We start from the raw sequence: 19,451 nt of genomic DNA, 5'->3' as shown, positions 1-19,451 counted from the left end.
CTCGAAAGAGCAAATCTCCGGCAAAGGAATGGGTGAAACCGAACCAAAAGTGGATTGTAAAGAAACCTGCAGCGAAGAACAACACGCTCAAAACAGACGAAGTGAGTTCTTGATTGTGAAGAAGTAAAAATAAACCCTTTTAAACCAAAAAAACGGACAGTTCTAGTAATTGTCCGTTTTTTTGTTTTTATGTCGTTGTGAGGCTTAAAATAACCAAATAAAGTAATTATCAATCGAACAACTCAAATGTTTTTATGGTGACGATAGTTAATTGACATGCCTTTTATCAGACTTTGATACGGCTTTTATCAGGCTTTGATCAGAGGATGATATGCTATAAATATACTATAACAACGCTATAACCTCGTCATAAACTTACTATAAAATTGTATAAATAAGAAGGGAAAACAAGAAAACCAAGTAAAATTTAAAGGGTAAAAAAGATAAGTTACCTCTACACATACAAAGATAGTTGTTTTGGTGAAATTTGGGTGTGTATTTTACTCTTTTTTGGGTTATGAAGTGGTTTAAGATTACATTGATTTTAAGATGCCTCTTTTCTTGAAAAGTTGTTCTAAACAAAGTGTACCATAACCTCGAATCAGTCTCGAAAAAAGCACTAACAAAACACAGAATAAATAATAAACTAAAAAAAGGATTGTTTGAGAAAATATTTAATTATGCTTTAAGAATAAAGAAATTAAATTATTCAAGATTGATTTTGCTAAATATAAAATTAATAAAAAACTAGCTCAAAGAAGGGTAACAAAACCTGCTCAGACCTAATTAAAGCCATTTTAAGGCAATATTAATCATAAAAAAAGCGGAACATGATTAGTGTTCCGCTTTTAGTTTTCTTTAGGACTATTGAATTTAATTTATAACGATATTATCAATTTGCATCGTTGTTGTAATTCCTCCGCCGGCACCAATATATTCAAAAATAAAGAAACCGTTTCCTGTAACAGAGGCAGGAATATTATAGTTTCCACTATTAGTAAAGTTTGTTGGATAACCGGATGCTTGACCGGGAGAAATGGTAAAGTTAGAGGTAATATCAACTAAAGTAGCATCTTCAGCATTGCCACCAATAACATAATCGGTTGAATAATATACTTTTAAAACAGTTCCATTTGCAAAACCTGCTTTCGTTTGAAATGATAATGTACTTGCTGTACTCATGTCAACAGGAATGATAAATAAAGCTCTGTTATTCTCTGGAGTACCTCCAAAAGAGGTCATTTGGATATATTTGTTTCCTCCAAAAGTTGTTGCTCCCCAATATCTGCTACCAATAGCAGCATCATTGATATAGGAAGGAAATATTCTGTTTGCAGGTGAAGTTGTTGAATAGCTCTCAAAATTTTCATTTAAAGAAGTTAAGAACACGATGTTATTACCAACAATCGGAGCTGCAAAATCAATGTCAAAACGCTCATTTGTTAATTGAACATCATCAATCGTTCTGGCAATAAACTGATAGTCAGAACCAAATTTTGTCATAATTCCTCTGATTTTTCCACTTTCACCCGGAACAACTGTACCTGCGTAAGTTGCAAAACTACTGGTTCTAAAAATAACCGTATTTCCATTTGTATCAGTAATTAAGTGATTAGTGGCACCACCAATAACATTGTTAGGATCAAAATAAGTAGAACCAACGGCAGCATCCATGAATTGAACATTTTCAAGTTCAATCAACGTGTTAAGATTTGCATCTTGCTTTGCTTCATTTACGGTTAATGTTCTGACTAATTCTGACTCATCTTTGAATTGACATGATCTAAGAACAATATCGCCATACGTAGAAGGAGAAATTCTTCCCACAGAAGCATTTCCGCTTGAATTCAAAAATAATTCACCAATAATTAACGAACCGTTTGTTATATTAAAATATCTTTCGTTTAGTTTTACATATACTTTTCTTCCAGGCTCATAAATAGTGAACATACTAGTTTGATCAATTGGAATACTAAATCCAAGTGGTGGAGTAGTTTCTGTTCCTAAAGTTTGAAGTGATAAACTCTTAAAGAAGTTTCCTCCCCTATCTGAGGAAACTACATAAGCCTCCAAAATATCTTCGTTAACTACATTGGTAGGGAATTGAGTAATGGTAGTTGACGCCATGTCATAAACATCTTGAACAGTTTTGTTTGCTGTTAAGTTGGGGTCGTTGCACTCAAAATTCGGAATGCCATAATCATCATCATTTACACAGCTGAATGTAGCAAATGCAGTGAATACTAAAAGTGATGTTTTTAAAAAATTTGTTTTCATAATATATCTTTTCTATAGATTTTTTTAAAAGTTTAAATAAAAGTTTACGAAATAAGTTCTTCCGTAACCGTAAAAATATTTGGGACCAAAAGATCGAATATCACCAGCATAATCTTGTTGAACTTGAGAATAATTTGCATTTCTACCTTGTTCAAATCCACCGGTAATGTATTTAACATCAAAAACATTGTTTACACTAGCAAAAAATCCAACGGTATTTCTGTTTTTCTTACTAATCCTCCATGATTTTCCACCCACCAAATTTACTAAATAAAACGAATCAAATTTTTCTTGTTTTAAATATTGTCTGGCTAAATCTTCATCTACATTATCAAATGGTAAATCATCAATAAAGATTTGATCATTATCAAAGAAATTATCAGTTCTCATGATGGCAGATATGTCCATGTAGTTATCAGCTAAATAATTTACGTTAGCTCCAATCCACCAAAATCTTGGGTCTCTATATTCTAAACCTAATGAGTAGGCTTGTTGGGGAGTTCCGGGTTGTTTGTAGTCTTTCATCGTAGCACGACCATAATTAATTGTTCTACGAACATTATCAACATTTAACGCCACATTTGGATTGCTATCATACGTATATTGACCGTAGGCTGCAGCACCTGTTGCTTTAATTGTGGAAGTAATTTGATATTCTAAACCTAACTCAAGCCCCATGTTTTTCTTATCTAGTCCGGTCACAATTTCAGCCACAAAAGCGTTTCCATTTCCAGAAGCCAATTGACCTGTGTCATCCACAACACCTAAACCTTCTGCAAAGAAGAAACCAACCTCCGTAGCATCTTGAATTTTAGAATAATAACCGGTTAATCTCGCTTTTAATTTAGGAGCTCTGATAATGTAACTCACATCTCCACCAGAAATCGTTTCACTGGTTAATCCATTTACGATTTGATTGTTTAAACGAGCATTAGGGAAAGTATTTCTAATAGTTGGAGCTTTTGTCATGTAAACCGCATTTACATCAAATAGATGACGTCCAGATAACTTATAAGTCATACCTCCTTTGAAACCAAAGTTGTCAAATTCTACTTTTCTACTTTTTCCAAATGAATTTTGTGGATAAATACCATTTCTGTACAATCCCTCTCTTTGGTATTCATTTCTTGAATAAGATTGCGACAGATAGAAATCTACTTTATTGTAATTAAATTTAAATTGTGTGAAAGCGTCAATTGACGTCGCAAGGATGTTGTAGTTGTAACCGTATTTATCTCCTTCTCCCACTAAACGATTTGGATTATTTAAATCAGGTTGTGATTGATTTCCTTGGAAAAAAGGATCAATATCACGGTAATATAAACCGCCTAATAAATCCAATAAGTTTTGAAAGTTATTGGATTTTAAATTTCTGTAGGAAGCACTTGCGTTAAGTACAATGTTGTCGCTTAACTGAGTATTTAAAATGGAGTTTACAGTCAACAAATCATCATCTGTTCTGTCTTCATATAAAACATAAACACTTTCACTTGGAGTTCTACCAATAAAATTACCATTCGAATCTGTAATGGGAACAGAGTTTGCTTCATACATTGCTTGCCAATTTATTTGGCTGTTGGCTAAAAACCTATTTCTAATTCTATCTGCTTCTTCAAAATTTGGTGTCCAAGTTGGTACTCCATCAATTGTGGTATGCAAAGTAGTATAATAACTAGGAAGATTTCTATAGTAAGTAGGATCAGGATTAGTGACATTATTAAAATCCAAACGGCTATTGCCAATTTTTCCGGTTTGGTAAGCAATATTTGTATTTAATAAAGTTTTACTGTTGATTTTCCAATAGTGACCTAAAATAGCCATTGGTTCAACTAAATCTTTATCTCTGGAATTTCTTTTCTTACCATCTTGCCAGCCCCAATAGGAATTATAATCTGTTCCCATTAAATCATTTACTTCTTTAGTATTTGGCGAATTTTTTCCTCTGCTGTTTTCAGCGTAGATGGTGGTTAAATTAAGGCTGTGTTTTGAATTTATACGTTTTTCTACACTTGCAAAAAACGAGTTGGCAGAATAATCTGTACCTTCAAAGTAACCTTCTTTTGCCCATCTTCTTCCTGCAGAAATAACATATGCCCAACCGTTTTTATTCATTCCAGAGGCATGCGTACCCATCATTCTCCAGCTATAATTGGTATTTGTGCCAGAAAAAGAAACTCTGGAACCTGGACGATAAATCGAAGCTCTGGTGTTAATTTCTTGAGTCCCTAAAATCCCACCAAATGTATAATCTGAAGGAGCTAATCCATTGGTAAATTCTTGATTTCTGGTTGCATCATTTAATCCACCCCAGTTACCCCATTGCGGTCTTCCATCATACATTTTATTCATTATAACACCATTAATCATGGTGGCACCATATTCATTGTCTAAACCTCTTACTCTAAACCTAGCTTGACCGAAATTAAATGCTGAAGCTTGCAAAAAAGCATCTCTTGTGGCTTGTAACAAGCCGGCTGTGCTTTCTGAACCACTATTGTCATCACCCAAATCATTTTCGGTGATAGTGATTAAACTTAATTGTTGTTCGGATGTGATGTCAAATTCTAACACAATGATACCTAAATCCAAAACTTCACCACTAGTCAATTCTATATTTAAAAGTTGTTGAGAATACCCTTCACTTTTAATTTGAAGCAATTGACTCCCTTGTGGGACATTTTCAAAAACAAACGCACCATCTGAAGCTGTTAACTTCATTAGGCTTGTGTTTTGAATTGTTACAATAACACTCTGTAATGGCTTTTGAGTTTTTGAATCAACCACAACTCCCTTGACTCCTCCTGAGTTTTGTGCGAATCCAAAAAACACTTGCATTACCAGTAAAATACTAAAAACAAGTTTTTTCATAAATAAAATTAAAATTATTTTTCTTACCTGTTAAGTTAATTATTTCTTAACAGCCTGCAAATGTACATTATTTAATAATATTATTTACTTTTGGTGCGAAGTTTGTATCAAACTTGACAGTAATTTAATATACAATTTATGAAAATTAAACAATTTATTGCCGCTTTTCTTGTGATTTCTTCAATGAATAGTGTCATTGCCCAGGACAAAAAATTTATAATGCATACCGTTGCTTTCTATAATCTTGAAAATCTTTTTGACATAAAAGATGATGAAAATGTGAATGATGAAGAATATACACCGGCTAAGGGATGGACCTCGGAAAAATACCAACAAAAATTAAAAAACTTAGAAAAAGTTATCTCAGAAATAGGCACCAGTGAACAACAAAACAATTCTCCGGTTGTTTTAGGGGTTTGTGAAATTGAAAACAGAGGTGTTTTGGAAGACTTAATCAAGCAACCTAAATTGGCTGCCAAAGATTATGGTATCGTTCACTACGATTCTCCGGATGGTAGAGGTATTGACACCGGCTTTCTTTACCAAAAAAAACATTTTACACCAACCAGTTCAGCAAATATTCCATTAATCATCGAAAATATTGACGGAAGCGGTAAACGCGTTTACACCAGAGACCAATTATTAGTTACCGGTTTTCTTGATGGGGAAGAAATGCATTTCATCGTAAACCACTGGCCATCCCGTTCCGGTGGCGAAAAAAGAAGTAGTCCTTACCGTGAAGCAGCCGGAGCTTTAAACAAAAAAATTATTGATTCGTTACAGAAAATAAACCCGGATGCTAAAGTTATTACTATGGGCGATTTGAATGACGGACCTTATAATAAAAGCGTTAAAAAGTTCCTAGGTGCAAAAGCCAAGAAAGAAGAAGTGCAACCCGGCGGTACCTACAACCCTATGGAAGAAATGTCAAACAAAGGAATCGGTTCACTTGCCTACCGCGATGCGTGGGATTTATTCGACCAAATGATTTTTACCGAACCTTTCATCAGAAAAGACTATTCTTCGTTCCGTTTTTGGAAAGCGGGCGTTTTTAATAAACCTTATTTAGTACAAACTACAGGTCAATACAAAGGTTATCCGTTGCGAAACTCTCCGGCAGAACCCGGTTATAGCGATCACTTTGCCGTGTATGCTTACCTCATTAAAGAAGTAAAATAAAATCTAAAGCCGATGTAAATCGGCTTTTTTTATGTTATAATTCTTCACGGTTTAATTTGGGTTTTTTCAACTTTTAATTTAAATGAATTCCTTTTCGGAAGATTGTTAAATTCAAATTAACATATCCTTAACTTCGTTAAATTTACTTTTCACATCATTTATTTTTAAAACACTGTTTACTAGTTATTTACGTTTTTATTCATAAGAAAAAATTATGTTTTTCATTAAAATTATAAATAAAAACAAATGAAATTCCATGCGTAAATTTGAAGAAAAAAGCTATGAAAAAGAATCTTATAATTTTGTCAGCACTAACGTTATTATTTCAAAGTTGTGCAATTGTTCGCCCCGGCGAAGTGGGAATTAAACAACGATTAGGAAAACTCTCCAATGAAATCACCACTGACGGTCCTGCCTTTTACAATCCTTTTACCAGTAAAATTGTGAAAGCATCCATCCAAACCAATGATTTGGTGCTCAATTTAAGTTTGCCCAGTAAAGAGGGTTTAAGTGTACAATCGGATGTTTCCATTTTGTATCGTTTGGAAAAAGACAAAGTAGCGACCATTATCAATACGTATGGATTGGCTTATGAAAACATCATTTCCAACGTTTTTCGTTCTGCTGCGGCAGATGTGAGTTCTAACTTTTTTGCCAAAGACATGCATTCGGGCATGAGGGCTACAATTGAAACAGAAATTAAAATTAAAATGGAGAATGTTTTAGCCCAACAAGGTATTGTAGTGGAATCGGTTCTGATGAAAAGCATTCAATTACCGGAAGGGTTAGCCAATTCTGTTGAACGAAAATTGCAAGCCGAACAAGAAGCCATGCGAATGGAATTTGTCCTTCAACAAGAAAAACTGGAAGCCGAACGAAAAATCATTCAAGCTAAGGGAACGAGAGACTCTCAAAAAATTCTTTCAGAAGGGTTGAATGATGACATCATTAAACTCCGTTCTATTGAAGCTTTTCAGGAATTATCGAAGTCTCCAAACAGTAAAATTATTGTTACAGATGGTAAAACACCGATGTTAATAGACTAGTAAATTTCGTCCTTAAAAATAAATTCCAAAGCCGATTTCCTTCGGCTTTTTTTATTTTGTAAATTTACCTTTCTAAAACCGATACAAATGGCCATTCAAAAACCGTTCAATCTTACCCAATGGATTGATGAAAACCGTCACCTGCTTAAACCGCCTGTTGGGAATAAAAACCTGTACGTTGACTCCGGTGATTACATCGTCATGATTGTGGCAGGACCCAACGCACGAAAAGACTATCACTACAACGAAACCGAAGAATTATTCTACCAACTCGAAGGCAACATTACCGTTTATGTGCAAGACAATGGTGAAAAAATTGCCATGCAACTCGGTCCCGGCGACATGTTTTTACTTCCTGCCAAAACCCCTCATTCACCCGTGCGAGAAGAAAATTCCATCGGATTAGTCGTCGAACGAAAGCGTGTTGGACAAGACATTCCCGACGGATTACTCTGGTTTTGCGACAATTGTAACCACAAATTATACGAAGTCTATTTTGAACTCAAAGACATCGAAAAAGATTTCTTAGGTCATTTTCAACATTTCTATAACTCCAAAGCACTTAGAACCTGTAAAAATTGCGGCACCGTCATGGAAACCGATCCGCGATTCGTCGCAAAATGAACCTAAAACCTGAAACTTGAAACTAAAATTTCGGCAGACATTTCCCGCTGTCCGTTACAAGTTTTTCAATAAAAATTAAGTTTTGTAAGCCACCCAAAGAGCTTCCCTTGGTCGCTTTTGCTTGGCAACAAAACTAAAAATTTTTCTTAAAAAAGCTTTCCACTACCATCGGGGCTGCAATTAGGTTTTAATAGAAGTGTTTTAAAAATAACTCAACCTTTTTCCATGAGACGTTAAATGAATAGATATGTCCAAAGCTACTCCTTCACCAATTTATAATTCCCCACCAATTTACCATTTTCTTTTACCTCTACCAAATACATCCCTACCGGATAATCACTTGTATTCAAATGATATTCGTTTAAGCCATCAATTTCTTGACTAATCATTATTTTTCCTGATAAATCATAAACGGTTAGGGTTATTTTTTCAAGTGAATTTTTAAAATGTAAGGTTGTTTTATCTATCGCCGGATTAGGAGCCATCACGACCGGTACTTGTTGAAAATCACTTACACTCAAGGTGCATCCTTCCACAGGAATATACAACGGTGTAGGCGAGGTAGCCGTCGTACCATTGCCATATTGCCCAAATTGATTGTTACCCCAAGCCCAAAGAGAGCCATCGGATTTTAAGGCAACGGCGTGAAATGCACCTCCAGCCACTGCTACCCAATTTGTATCTGTGCCTATTTGTACCGGAAATTCTCTTTCTTCAATGTTTGAACCATCGCCTAATTGTCCTTGGTTATTTCTTCCCCAAGCCCAGAGTGTACCGTCAGATTTAATACCATATGAAGACAAAAGACCCGCTGAAACATACTGCCAAGTATCACTTCCAACTTGTTGAGGAATATTGGAATTAGAGCCTGTACCATTTTGGCCATAACTATTTGCACCCCAACTCCACAATGTTCCATTTGTTTTTAAGGCTAAACATTGCGAAGAACCAACACTAATAATTTCCCAGTCAGTATCTGTTCCTATTTGAATTGGAAAGGGAACAACTTGAACACTTGGCGTTGTTATTAACCTACCATTATTAGTCCCCCAACCCCACAGTGTACCATTTTCTTTCAAGGCAAGACCGGAACGGGTTTGGCTTGCCTCTACTTGTCTCCAATCGGAATCCGTGCCAATTTGAACAGGTGATAGCACATTACTGCAACAGGAAGCACCACCTCCCATTTGGCTACCATCGTTTTGACCCCAACCCCATAAAGTACCGTTTGTTTGGATGCCATAAGAGTGAGCTGAAGAAGAGATATGTTTCCAATTAGAACTACCGATTTGAGTTAAAGATGAAAGACCAACGACAGAGCTACTAATTCCTAATTGACCAAATTGATTTGCTCCTATACCAAATAATTTATTATCACTTCGAATTACAAAAGTATTATTTTCTTCCCCAGCTAAGGCAAAAATCCAATCATTTAAAGTTGAAAGTTGAATTGGAAAATATTCAGGTATATTAAATTCATTCCCCATTTGCCAGCCATTATTTGAACCCCAAGTCCAAAAAGTATTATCACTTTTCATTGCCACAACATGTCCTTGAGTTCCTGTGCTTATTTTAGTAAAACACTGAGCGTAAGATTGTGATGCAAAAACAAACAAAAAAAGCATTATTATATAAAAGTCTTTTAGTTTCATAATTTAATTGTTAAAATGAGATGTAAAAAAAGTAAAATGGAGACTATTTATTTTTTGTAGATAGTCTCCATGAAATAGATTAATTCTTAACCAATTTGTGTTGAGAAAGAAGTTTTTCGCCTTGTTTTATAACAACAATGTAAATGCCTGTTGGATAAGAAGAAACATTGAGTAACAGATTGTTTGATTTTATAGGCAATTGCTCAGTTGACATTAAACGACCGGTTAAATCAAATACATTTAATTCAACATCAGATTCATATCCAATATATTTAATACTAACAGTATCTTGTGTTGGGTTAGGCGAAAGAACTAGTACAGGTTCTTTGTATATTTCATCAGATGCAATAGCCTGTGCCGGGCGTGTAGTTATCGGTTCTTCTACACATGGCGGAAGCACTAAATCAAATTCATAGAGGCAGGTATTGCCTTCTGCATCGGTACCGGTAATTAAAAATTCAATCAGTCCTCCTGCAAAATTACCTAATGGCACTACCGTAATGGCATGAAGGGAAACACCGTTGAAAGCAATTCCAAAAAAGAACAGTATTTTTATAATTTTCGTTTGCATGTTTTTTACCTTACCCCAGCTCCAAAGGAGAGAGGGGCGATTAACTTAAATATTACTCCTTCACCAATTTATAATTCCCCACCAATTTACCATTTTCTTTTACCTCAACCAAATAAACACCTACCGGATAATCACTTGTATTTAAATTATATTCGTTTAACCCTTCAATTTCTTGACTAATCATTATTTTTCCTGATAAATCATAAACGGTTAAAGTTACTTTTTCAAGGGAATTTTTAAAATGTAACATTGTTTTTTCTTTAGCCGGATTTGGAGCCATCACAACGGGCACTTGCTGAAAATCACTTACACTCAAGGTACATCCTTCTACAGGAATATACAAAGGAGTAGGAGAAGTAGCCGTAGTACCATTACCATACTGCCCAAATTGATTGTTACCCCAAGCCCAAAGAGAGCCATCGGATTTTAAGGCAACGGCATGAAAAGAACCACCGGCCACAGCAACCCAATTGGTATCTGTGCCTATTTGTATAGGTTCATCTCGTTGGGAAGTTGTGCCATCACCCAACTGATTTTGATGATTGCGACCCCAAGCCCAAAGCGTACCATCTGATTTAATACCATAAGAGGATTGTAAACCCGCCGAAATATAAATCCAAAACTCATCGCCTACCCGATGAGGAGTACTTTGATTAAACCCTGTTCCGGCTTGACCATGACTATTACCGCCAAATGACCATAGCTCGCCATTGGTTTTGAGACATAAAGCATGATTTCCTCCTACCGAAATAAATTCCCAATCGGTTTGAGTTCCAAGTTGCGTGGGAAAATTCACGGTTTGTACCCCCGACGTACCTAACATGCCATTATTCATCCCCCAACCCCATAAGGTGCCATTTTCTTTTAAAGCGATACCGTTTCTTGCTTGGCTAGCTTCCACTTGTCTCCAATCGCTATCACTGCCAATTTGAACAGGTGATAGCACATTACTGCAACAAGAAGCACCACCTCCCATTTGCTGTGCATCGTTTTGCCCCCAACCCCATAAGGTGCCGTTGGTTTGGATACCATAAGTGTGGTTAGTTGCTGAGATATGTTTCCAAGTTAAACCATTACCCAGTTGCGTAAAATTTAAAATTGTTACATTTGTGTTGCCAACCCCCATTTGACCAAAATCATTACCACCGCTTCCCCATAGAGTATTATCTTGTCTAATTGCATAAGTACTATATTTACCTGCTTTGATTTCTTTCCATTGAAAGCTTGAGCTCCCATAATTATTTGGAAAGTATAATTCAAAATCTAAGCCATTTCCATGTTGTCCCCAGTTTCCCCATCCCCATGTCCAAATTGAACCATCACTTTTTGTAGCTGCTATATGGTAATCTCCCGAGCTGATTTTAGTAAAACATTGGGAATAAGTTAGCGTACTAAAAAACAACAAGAAACCTATTTTTAGAAAAATACAATTCGTTTTCATAATTTTTTTGTTAAAGTTATGTAGAAAAAGTAAAAATTGAGGCTGTTTAATTTTTTAGACAGCCTCAATTAGCTCAATTATTTTTTAACCAATTTGTGTTGTGAATACAATAGATTACCTTCTTTAATAACCACAATATAAATTCCAGAAGGGTAATTACTTGTTTGTAAAGCTTGGTTATTTTGTTTAACAGACAATTCTCCCTGTGTCATTAGTCGTCCTGTTAAATCATAAACAAAATAAGACATATCTTTTTCAAAACCATTATACTGAATAGTAACGGTATCTTGTGTTGGATTTGGGGAAAGGACAAGTAGAGGTTCTTCAACTATTTGGTCAGATGCAATAGCCTGTGCCGGGCGTGTAGTTATCGGTTCTTGTACACATGGCGGAAGCACTAAATCAAATTCATAGAGGCAGGTATTGCCTTCTGCATCGGTACCGGTGAGTAAAAACTCTTTGCAATATTTAGTAAAATTATTATAAGCAAGGTTCATAAATAAAATGATTAGTTACCTATCCAAATATAAGAAAAGAAATACAAATCCCCAATACAAATATTTATAAAAAATTAAAAATCAGTGTTTTAATATGTTTAAAAAGGACTTAAAACAAAGTGTTTTTTTTAAACCTAAACTTTAAGAGTTTAGTGTTTTCAATGGTTTTAGCTTTCCTAAACATTTCCTTTTTGTGTGTAAAAGGCATAATAATTTTTAAAAAATTCGGTATCTTCGCCAAAAAATATAACAAAAACCTTTAAAAAAGTTATAATGTCAACTATCGCACAACAATTCGGTATGACCGAAGCCCTGGAAATATTAGGTATAAAACCCATCAACGAAGGAACTTCCACCGGAAATAACCATTTTTCAAACGGAGAAATCATCGAAAGTTATTCTCCTGTTGACGGTCAATTGATTGCCAAAGTTAAAACAACTACCGCCGCTGACTACGAAAAAGTAATGCAAACTGCCACCGAAGCGTTCAAGACTTTCCGTTTAATGCCGGCTCCAAAACGAGGTGAAATCGTTCGTCAGTTTGGTGAAAAACTAAGAAAATACAAAGAACCACTCGGGAAATTGGTTTCCTACGAAATGGGAAAATCACTCCAAGAAGGGTACGGCGAAGTACAGGAAATGATTGACATTTGCGATTTTGCTGTAGGTTTATCTCGTCAATTACACGGTTTAACGATGCATTCCGAGCGTCCCGGACATAGAATGTACGAGCAATATCATCCGCTTGGTGTGGTGGGAATCATTTCGGCCTTTAACTTTCCGGTAGCCGTTTGGTCTTGGAATACCGCTTTGGCTTGGATTTGTGGAGACGTTTGCGTTTGGAAACCTTCTGAAAAAACTCCACTTTGTGGCGTGGCATGTCAAAACATCATTGCCGAAGTATTGAAAGAAAATAATTTACCTGAAGGAATCTCATGTTTAATCAACGGCGATTACAAAGTAGGTGAATTAATGACACACGACAAACGTGTTCCATTAGTTTCTGCAACCGGTTCAACCCGTATGGGTAAAATTGTTGCCCAAGCTTGTGCCGCTCGTTTAGGAAATTCGTTGCTTGAATTAGGTGGAAACAATGCCATCATCGTTACTCCTGATGCCGACATCAAAATGACTGTAATCGGAGCCGTTTTTGGAGCCGTTGGTACGGCCGGACAACGTTGTACTTCCACTAGAAGGTTAATCATTCACGAAAGTATTTATGATAAAGTAAAAGATGCTTTAGTTTCTGCATACGGACAATTACGCATCGGAAATCCGTTAGACCAAAACAACCATGTGGGTCCGCTAATTGACGTTCATGCAGTAGAAATGTACAAAAAAGCGTTAGAAAAAGTAGTGGATGAAGGAGGAAAAATCATCGTAGAGGGTGGTGTTTTATCAGGTGAAGGATATGAAAGTGGTTGTTATGTAAAACCAGCCATCGCAGAAGCTGAAAATCATTTTGAAATCGTACAACACGAAACGTTTGCTCCGGTCTTATATTTACTAAAATATTCCGGTGATGTGCACAATGCCATCGAAATTCAAAATGGTGTTGCACAAGGATTATCATCAGCCATTATGACCAATAATTTGCGAGAAGCAGAGGCCTTCTTATCTCACGCCGGTTCTGATTGCGGAATTGCCAACGTTAACATAGGAACATCAGGTGCCGAAATCGGAGGAGCGTTTGGTGGCGAAAAAGAAACCGGTGGCGGTCGCGAATCCGGTTCAGATGCTTGGAAGATTTACATGCGTAGACAAACCAACACAATTAACTATACTACCAGTTTGCCATTGGCACAAGGGATTAAGTTTGATTTGTAGTTTTTAAAAAATTAATTTTTTTCACTTAAGAATAATTATTGTTTAGTAATTATTCTTAAGTGAACATTTATAAAAATTATTAAATGAAGTTTATTTTAGCCTTTAGTTTTTTTGTGATCTCTATTTATTGTTTTGGACAAACAGAAAAACAAGTTTTGAAAGACGAGAATAAGAATGTTGGTTTTTTCAATATTACAAGATTTGGATATATCGGCGTTACTAATCTTAAACAGGAACGCTTTATAGAGGGAGAAGGAAATATTTTTTCAGATTTGGAGACAAACAAAGCCCATGCTTGGAGTCTTCAAACCATAAATGGCTATTTTTTGTTCCCATCATTTTCTCTAGGAATTGGGGTTGGTCTTGATGGCTATCATAATCCAAATTTCAATACATTGCCAATTGTTTTAGATACACGGTTTTATTTTGCTGATGATAGCGATTCTTTTTACACTTTTTTAAACATTGGACCAAGTGTTCGAATTGGAGGAGAGAATTCAAAGTTTAGAAAAGGGATGGTTTTTAACATTGGAGCAGGGTATAAATTTAAAGTGGCCAACAATTTATTCTTAGTTTCAGATATTTATTATGCTCACAAAACAGTAAGTTTTACTGATGAATGGATTGGAACATCAGACAATGTAATAAAGGCAAATGGCTTTGGATTGAGTTTAGGAGTGATTTTTTAGAAAGAAAGGTATAAAATAAACTTAACGACGCAACTTTTCCACTTTTTTAGCATCTATTCAATAATCAAAAAATGAAAACATGAAAAAGATTTTTTTATTATTGGCATGCACACCTTTTTTACTCGCCACTACCTGCGAAGAGGATGATGAAATTTATTGTACGCAAGAAGCAAAAGCCGGTTTAAACATTACGGTAAAAGATGCAGTAACCGGGGATTTTTTGAGCTCTGGGGTTACGGTAATTGCTCAAGATGGTTCTTACACGGAAACGTTGGAACAATTTCCTAACGAAGAAGTTCCGGTTTTTATCGGAGCTTGGGAACGAGCAGGGACTTATATCGTAACCGTTTCCAAAGAGGGTTATCAAACCTTTACTACTGAACCAATCGTTGTAACAGCAGATATTTGCCATGTTATTCCTCAACAAGTAACGGTGGAATTACTACCCAATTAAGACATGTTTGTTTTGTTTTATACACGAAAAACCCTGCTAAGTATTACTACGTTAGCAGGGTTTTTTAATTTTCTTTCCATTAACACATTGTCTAATGGACTAATTGCCACATTATTTCGTTTTCTTCACATACTGCGTTAAAATAACAATATGTTGGTTTTCCACTCGGCCTTCAATTTGCTCGGCATTGTCCCAAACTAGTTTAATATTGTGAACGGCAGCACCGCGTTTAGCCGTGAAGTTTGCTCCTTTTACATCCAAATCTTTGATTAAAACCACTGAATCTCCATCTTTCAAGATGTTTCCGTTGGAATCTTTGTGGATGATTTTACTTTCGTCGTCATCGCCTTCTCCGGTTGCTTTAGCCCATTCTAAGGCCTCTTCTTCCAGATACATCATGTCCAACAAATCGTGGTTTTTTAATCTTGCCAACATTCTCCAAGAGACAATTTGCACCGGTAAATGTTCGCTCCACATGCTTTCATTCAAACCTCGCCAATCGTCCGGATTGGTAGTTTCCGGATTTTCGATTTGATTTTTTAAATTTTCAGTGATTAAAATGCTGTTTTCTACACTTTCTTCCGTTTTGGGAGCAACAGTATATACCACTAAATTTTCGTCTGAGCCGCTGATTTCACAAAGCGAACCGCTTCGGTCTCTTAATCTTTTTTCGGTAATAGTCATTATAAATTGAAAGAAGCTCCGATACTAAATTGGAATTGATTGTTTAGTTTTTCATACCCAATAGGGTCATTGTTATAAGAAGCAATTGGGAAACCAACTTCTGAAAACAAACCAAACCCTTCAGAAAAGAAATAACGAACGCCGGCATGAGCACCGAAATTACGTAATCCTAAATTTAAACCCGGATAAATATCCATCTCTGCCGGTAATTTTAAAACATTTCCGATGTTGGCACTGAATCGAGCTTTGATATCAAATTCGTCTTCAAATTTAGAAGCGTCACCATCCACACTTAACAAGTAAACAGTTTGAACGCCAATTGACATGTTTTCTCCAATCCCACGGTCATAAAACAAGGTGATTCCGGTTGCGTGGTCTTGAATGTTAGCACCTACTTGAAATTTTTGGTCTCCTTTGCCTTTGTATGCTTGAGCATTCGCAAAAAGAGAACCGAACAATAGTCCTACTACAAATATTTTTTTCATGGTTATAAAATTTTTACAAAGGTATGATTTTTAGTAAATAATGGTGAAGTTATATTGAATTTTCAAGTGATTAATGAACACGGATTTTAAAAATTGGAGTAATTTGGATAATTTGATTTTGTTATAAGACTTTCACCTGAAAGTTTTTTTTAAACCTATTAGGTGAAATACTATCAATAGATTTTTAAAATTTCTAAAATTTTTAAAATCTGTGTTCTAAAATTAAATAGTCTTAATTCCTTCCTTTTTCATTGGGATACAATTGCGGCAAAGGTTCACTCTGCCAATATTCTTTAGAATCGACATCTAAAATCGTAAGGGGGCCATAAAATGCCGCTCCGGTATCGATATTCCAAACACACGCTTTGTTGACGGGAATGGTTTCATTAATGCGAGTGGTGGGCGTATGACCAATGTAAATTTCATTGTAAAAAGTAAACCTTTTCGGATAGTAAGGACTTTCTTTTGTTAATGCCGGATTGAGCGAAAGAGCGGTTTCCCATAAGGTTCTATCCCAATAAAAAAGGCGAGGATAATATTCATAAGCAATCCCGTTTACATTGGTAAAACCGGCATGAATAAACAACCGATTTTGTTCGTCTAAATAGTAATCTTTTAGTTGGCTTTCTAAAAAATCAATATGTTTTAATCGTGTAACAATCGAAACTTTTTCATAGGCATCAATGGTTGATTGACCGCCGTGTTTGAACCATTCTTGGTTGTAATCGTTAGTTTTTAAATAATTGAGTAACAATTCGTCGTGGTTTCCGCGAATGAAAATACAGTTTTGTTGCTTCCCTAATTCAATTAAAAAATCTACTACTTGCGGCGACTCACTCCAGCCATCTACATAATCACCCAAGAAAATTAAGGTGTCTTTTTTAGAAGTTTGGCTTCTTTCGAGCACTTGGTGCAAAGCCCTAAGACCACCGTGGATGTCACCTATTACGAACGTTTTAGTCATTATTTTTATCATATTTCACCTTCCTCAAAATCCGAAGGGTTTCTTTAAAATTTGTATAAACCAAAGGATTTTCAAAGGATTTTAAGGATGTTTTCGCGTCGATTAATTTTTGTTTGGCTTCTTCAAAACCGTTCAAATAACAAATCATTAAGGTTGACGGCAAATTTACTAAATCCTTTTGGTCTGTCATATTTAAACCAATTCCTTTTTGTAATTTTTGTAGTAAAGCCAAATTAGAATTATAAATATGAAACATCATCTTACGATTGTATTGTGGCGGTTCGAATAAAAATTCATTTTCAATTTTATAATATCCATTATCAAAAAAAGTTAAGATTTGTTTTTCTAACGGATAATAACTCGTTTTGTCATTCAATCCCAATGGAACATATTCAGTAATTGAAAAAGTTTTGTCATCATAATCAATTGAAACCTCATCAAAAGCGGAATAAAAAAGTTTAACTTGTTCGTTAATCAATTCAATATCTACACGAGAATAAAATGTTTTGTCACGTATTTTTTTCTTATTTCCGGCCCAACAAACCACAAAAAGCTCTTTGAAAACATGGTATTTGGTAGCCATGTCTTTGTGGCGATTGTTTATAAAATCCAAAACACCCTCTAAAGTATGTGAAATACTGTTTCGCGAATTATTTTCAATCCCGATCACCGTTTCAGTATTCATTTTTGAAAATGGAATTTTCTCTTCGGTCGGAATAGAATTACTCCCTCTTCGAACAAAAACCGTTCTTGCCGGAATGGTATATATTCCTTTTTTAAAAGCAGAAACTTTACTGTTTGGTTTAATAGTGACTAAACCCACCACTTTATCTTTAGGTAAATTGGGAAACGGCACATTTTCGTATTGTATTTTAGGCGGGTTTTCTAAAAAAGCATTCACCAGATTTTGAATTCTACTGTCATCAAAAAAATCATCACCGGTAATTTCATTGTCTTGATCTTCAACACCAACTACAATGTACGAATTGTTAGTTGGGTTAGAATTCGACAAAGCACAAATATGTTTCAAAAACTTCGCTTTTCCTTCTTTAGTATGCAAATTCAATTGACGCTTTTTATCATAAAAACTACTCTCATCGTTGTGAGCTAGGAGGTTTTTGATAAGAAGGCGTTTGTTAATCATTTTGAATTTATTTTAAATGAAAAACGCTCAATAATTTAATTTTATTGAGCGTTTTAGCTATATGTGTGAAATTATTTTTTCACTATTTTTTGGACGCCAATTTTTGTTTTATCCGAAAAAACATGAACAGAGTAAACGCCTGCGTTTAAATGTTGAACATCTATGGTTGAATCTTTAGTTTCAATTACTTTTCTACCATTCAAATCATAAACTTGAAAAGATAGATTTTCATATGAATTATTACCTTGTGTTATAGTTATAAAATCAGCTGTTGGATTAGGAAACGCATTAATCGTATTAAATTCTTGAGAAATTACACTTAAATTGGTATCGCCTTCAAACGTAAATGATAAATTGTTAAAGGCCGCATTATTTGTTAAAGTAGCAATATTTGTCCAATTCGTTGCGTTTGCACCAAAAGCATTAGCAGGATCTACTAATTGACCCGGATAGTTGGTTCCGGAAGCACCTGTTCCAGTATACCAATTAAAACGAGTTGCACCAGTATAAGCAGTTAAATTCATTTTTGGAGCAATTGTTAACCAATATGTTGTAGCCGGTTGAACAATGATATCAGTTGTGAATGCGGTTAAAAAGTCTATTTCAAAAGTAACTTCTCCTCCTTCTTCATCTTGAAAAACATTTACGCTTGGGTTTAATCCGGTTATGTCAAGTTCCGCAATAATAGTTCCGGCAGCTCCACCAGGAATACCCGAAGGAGTGTTTGTGGCACTATTGGTGTAAATAACCATTCTCAAACCTTGATATAAGGTTAAAAAATCTCCTTGGTTTTGAAATCCACGAACGGTTAATTTGGTTAATTTTGTTGCCTCTGCAACTGAAAAATCGTCAGCAGAATAAACAGCATTGCCATTAGACAAAACTGTTGAAACAATTCCGTTGGTTCCGGTAACAGGTTGGTCAAAAACCACTGTTTGAGCATAACTGATAGAGCTTGCTAAAAGTAAAAAAGAGTAAAGTTTTTTCATATAGTATTGATTTTAAAAATTTTGTGAAAATTAGTAATTTTTCTTTTCATATTAATTTTT

The 19,451-nt window shown here is 35.2% G+C and carries 17 protein-coding genes; 6 read left to right on the top strand and 11 right to left on the bottom strand.

The window, feature by feature from the left end; genetic code table 11:
- Window positions 1–873: 873 nt before the first annotated feature.
- Both EQG68_RS04350 and EQG68_RS04345 read right to left on the bottom strand, forming a co-directional pair.
- Window positions 874–2,277: a DUF5689 domain-containing protein gene (locus EQG68_RS04350; protein WP_129463557.1), complete on the bottom strand. Its 1,404-nt coding sequence runs from the start codon at window positions 2,275–2,277 to the stop codon at window positions 874–876.
- A gap of 24 nt (window positions 2,278–2,301) precedes the next feature.
- Window positions 2,302–5,145, bottom strand: coding sequence for a carboxypeptidase-like regulatory domain-containing protein (locus EQG68_RS04345; RefSeq protein WP_129463556.1), 2,844 nt, complete (start codon window positions 5,143–5,145; stop codon window positions 2,302–2,304).
- A gap of 138 nt (window positions 5,146–5,283) precedes the next feature.
- Here EQG68_RS04345 and EQG68_RS04340 point away from each other — a divergent pair, with 138 nt between their 5' ends.
- From EQG68_RS04340 to EQG68_RS04330, 3 genes are all read left to right on the top strand, one after another.
- A complete protein-coding gene (locus EQG68_RS04340) occupies window positions 5,284–6,324 on the top strand; it encodes an endonuclease/exonuclease/phosphatase family protein (RefSeq protein ID WP_129463555.1) in 1,041 nt (346 codons plus the stop codon).
- 281 nt (window positions 6,325–6,605) lie between these two features.
- Window positions 6,606–7,370 (top strand): prohibitin family protein, encoded by a 765-nt coding sequence (locus EQG68_RS04335; protein ID WP_129463554.1) that lies wholly within the window; start codon window positions 6,606–6,608, stop codon window positions 7,368–7,370.
- 87 nt (window positions 7,371–7,457) lie between these two features.
- Complete coding sequence (locus EQG68_RS04330) at window positions 7,458–7,994, top strand: 3-hydroxyanthranilate 3,4-dioxygenase (RefSeq protein WP_129463553.1); 537 nt, start codon at window positions 7,458–7,460, stop codon at window positions 7,992–7,994.
- A 257-nt stretch (window positions 7,995–8,251) separates the two neighbouring features.
- On the opposite strand, the gene EQG68_RS04325 is transcribed toward EQG68_RS04330, so the two are convergent.
- From EQG68_RS04325 to EQG68_RS04310, 4 genes are all read right to left on the bottom strand, one after another.
- Entirely contained in the window at window positions 8,252–9,646 is a 1,395-nt protein-coding gene (locus tag EQG68_RS04325; protein WP_129463552.1) for a T9SS type A sorting domain-containing protein, read from the bottom strand.
- A gap of 79 nt (window positions 9,647–9,725) precedes the next feature.
- Window positions 9,726–10,217: a T9SS type A sorting domain-containing protein gene (locus tag EQG68_RS04320; RefSeq protein ID WP_129463551.1), complete on the bottom strand. Its 492-nt coding sequence runs from the start codon at window positions 10,215–10,217 to the stop codon at window positions 9,726–9,728.
- A 52-nt stretch (window positions 10,218–10,269) separates the two neighbouring features.
- Window positions 10,270–11,658 (bottom strand): T9SS type A sorting domain-containing protein, encoded by a 1,389-nt coding sequence (locus tag EQG68_RS04315; protein ID WP_129463550.1) that lies wholly within the window; start codon window positions 11,656–11,658, stop codon window positions 10,270–10,272.
- A gap of 77 nt (window positions 11,659–11,735) precedes the next feature.
- Window positions 11,736–12,155 (bottom strand): T9SS type A sorting domain-containing protein, encoded by a 420-nt coding sequence (locus tag EQG68_RS04310; RefSeq protein ID WP_129463549.1) that lies wholly within the window; start codon window positions 12,153–12,155, stop codon window positions 11,736–11,738.
- A 273-nt stretch (window positions 12,156–12,428) separates the two neighbouring features.
- Here EQG68_RS04310 and amaB point away from each other — a divergent pair, with 273 nt between their 5' ends.
- The 3 genes from amaB (at window position 12,429) to EQG68_RS04295 (ending at window position 15,125) form a co-directional block, all read left to right on the top strand.
- Entirely contained in the window at window positions 12,429–13,982 is a 1,554-nt protein-coding gene (amaB, locus tag EQG68_RS04305) for an L-piperidine-6-carboxylate dehydrogenase (protein ID WP_129463548.1), read from the top strand.
- Window positions 13,983–14,065: 83 nt separating this feature from the next.
- Window positions 14,066–14,671 carry a hypothetical protein gene (locus tag EQG68_RS04300; protein ID WP_129463547.1) on the top strand — a complete coding sequence of 202 codons (606 nt, stop codon included), beginning with the start codon at window positions 14,066–14,068 and terminating at the stop codon, window positions 14,669–14,671.
- A 79-nt stretch (window positions 14,672–14,750) separates the two neighbouring features.
- A complete protein-coding gene (locus EQG68_RS04295; protein WP_129463546.1) occupies window positions 14,751–15,125 on the top strand; it encodes a carboxypeptidase-like regulatory domain-containing protein in 375 nt (124 codons plus the stop codon).
- 111 nt (window positions 15,126–15,236) lie between these two features.
- Here EQG68_RS04295 and EQG68_RS04290 read toward each other — a convergent pair whose 3' ends face one another.
- The 5 genes from EQG68_RS04290 to EQG68_RS04270 form a co-directional block, all read right to left on the bottom strand.
- Complete coding sequence (locus EQG68_RS04290; protein ID WP_129463545.1) at window positions 15,237–15,809, bottom strand: PhnA domain-containing protein; 573 nt, start codon at window positions 15,807–15,809, stop codon at window positions 15,237–15,239.
- Entirely contained in the window at window positions 15,809–16,294 is a 486-nt protein-coding gene (locus EQG68_RS04285) for a DUF6646 family protein (RefSeq protein ID WP_129463544.1), read from the bottom strand. Before EQG68_RS04285 ends, EQG68_RS04290 begins: the two co-directional genes overlap by 1 nt.
- A 232-nt stretch (window positions 16,295–16,526) precedes the next feature.
- Window positions 16,527–17,258 (bottom strand): metallophosphoesterase family protein, encoded by a 732-nt coding sequence (locus EQG68_RS04280; RefSeq protein WP_164975383.1) that lies wholly within the window; start codon window positions 17,256–17,258, stop codon window positions 16,527–16,529.
- Window positions 17,251–18,402, bottom strand: coding sequence for an ATP-binding protein (locus EQG68_RS04275; RefSeq protein WP_129463542.1), 1,152 nt, complete (start codon window positions 18,400–18,402; stop codon window positions 17,251–17,253). Before EQG68_RS04275 ends, EQG68_RS04280 begins: the two co-directional genes overlap by 8 nt.
- Before the next feature lie 71 nt (window positions 18,403–18,473).
- Window positions 18,474–19,391 (bottom strand): T9SS type A sorting domain-containing protein, encoded by a 918-nt coding sequence (locus EQG68_RS04270; RefSeq protein ID WP_129463541.1) that lies wholly within the window; start codon window positions 19,389–19,391, stop codon window positions 18,474–18,476.
- Between the last annotated feature and the right edge of the window lie 60 nt (window positions 19,392–19,451).

Origin of the sequence: Flavobacterium piscinae, assembly GCF_004122145.1 — a bacterium.
GTDB lineage: Bacteria > Bacteroidota > Bacteroidia > Flavobacteriales > Flavobacteriaceae > Flavobacterium > Flavobacterium piscinae.
The sequence above is the reverse complement of the archived record's forward strand: the minus strand, read 5'-3'. Positions and strand labels throughout refer to the sequence as shown.

Excerpts from the sequence above, each read along its gene's own strand:
- EQG68_RS04350 (WP_129463557.1), bottom strand. The coding sequence starts at position 2,277 with ATGAAAACAAATTTTTTAAAAACATCACTTTTAGTATTCACTGCATTT.
- EQG68_RS04345 (WP_129463556.1), bottom strand. The coding sequence starts at position 5,145 with ATGAAAAAACTTGTTTTTAGTATTTTACTGGTAATGCAAGTGTTTTTT.
- EQG68_RS04340 (WP_129463555.1), top strand. The coding sequence starts at position 5,284 with ATGAAAATTAAACAATTTATTGCCGCTTTTCTTGTGATTTCTTCAATG.
- EQG68_RS04335 (WP_129463554.1), top strand. The coding sequence starts at position 6,606 with ATGAAAAAGAATCTTATAATTTTGTCAGCACTAACGTTATTATTTCAA.
- EQG68_RS04330 (WP_129463553.1), top strand. The coding sequence starts at position 7,458 with ATGGCCATTCAAAAACCGTTCAATCTTACCCAATGGATTGATGAAAAC.
- EQG68_RS04325 (WP_129463552.1), bottom strand. The coding sequence starts at position 9,646 with ATGAAACTAAAAGACTTTTATATAATAATGCTTTTTTTGTTTGTTTTT.
- EQG68_RS04320 (WP_129463551.1), bottom strand. The coding sequence starts at position 10,217 with ATGCAAACGAAAATTATAAAAATACTGTTCTTTTTTGGAATTGCTTTC.
- EQG68_RS04315 (WP_129463550.1), bottom strand. The coding sequence starts at position 11,658 with ATGAAAACGAATTGTATTTTTCTAAAAATAGGTTTCTTGTTGTTTTTT.
- EQG68_RS04310 (WP_129463549.1), bottom strand. The coding sequence starts at position 12,155 with ATGAACCTTGCTTATAATAATTTTACTAAATATTGCAAAGAGTTTTTA.
- amaB (WP_129463548.1), top strand. The coding sequence starts at position 12,429 with ATGTCAACTATCGCACAACAATTCGGTATGACCGAAGCCCTGGAAATA.
- EQG68_RS04300 (WP_129463547.1), top strand. The coding sequence starts at position 14,066 with ATGAAGTTTATTTTAGCCTTTAGTTTTTTTGTGATCTCTATTTATTGT.
- EQG68_RS04295 (WP_129463546.1), top strand. The coding sequence starts at position 14,751 with ATGAAAAAGATTTTTTTATTATTGGCATGCACACCTTTTTTACTCGCC.
- EQG68_RS04290 (WP_129463545.1), bottom strand. The coding sequence starts at position 15,809 with ATGACTATTACCGAAAAAAGATTAAGAGACCGAAGCGGTTCGCTTTGT.
- EQG68_RS04285 (WP_129463544.1), bottom strand. The coding sequence starts at position 16,294 with ATGAAAAAAATATTTGTAGTAGGACTATTGTTCGGTTCTCTTTTTGCG.
- EQG68_RS04280 (WP_164975383.1), bottom strand. The coding sequence starts at position 17,258 with ATGACTAAAACGTTCGTAATAGGTGACATCCACGGTGGTCTTAGGGCT.
- EQG68_RS04275 (WP_129463542.1), bottom strand. The coding sequence starts at position 18,402 with ATGATTAACAAACGCCTTCTTATCAAAAACCTCCTAGCTCACAACGAT.
- EQG68_RS04270 (WP_129463541.1), bottom strand. The coding sequence starts at position 19,391 with ATGAAAAAACTTTACTCTTTTTTACTTTTAGCAAGCTCTATCAGTTAT.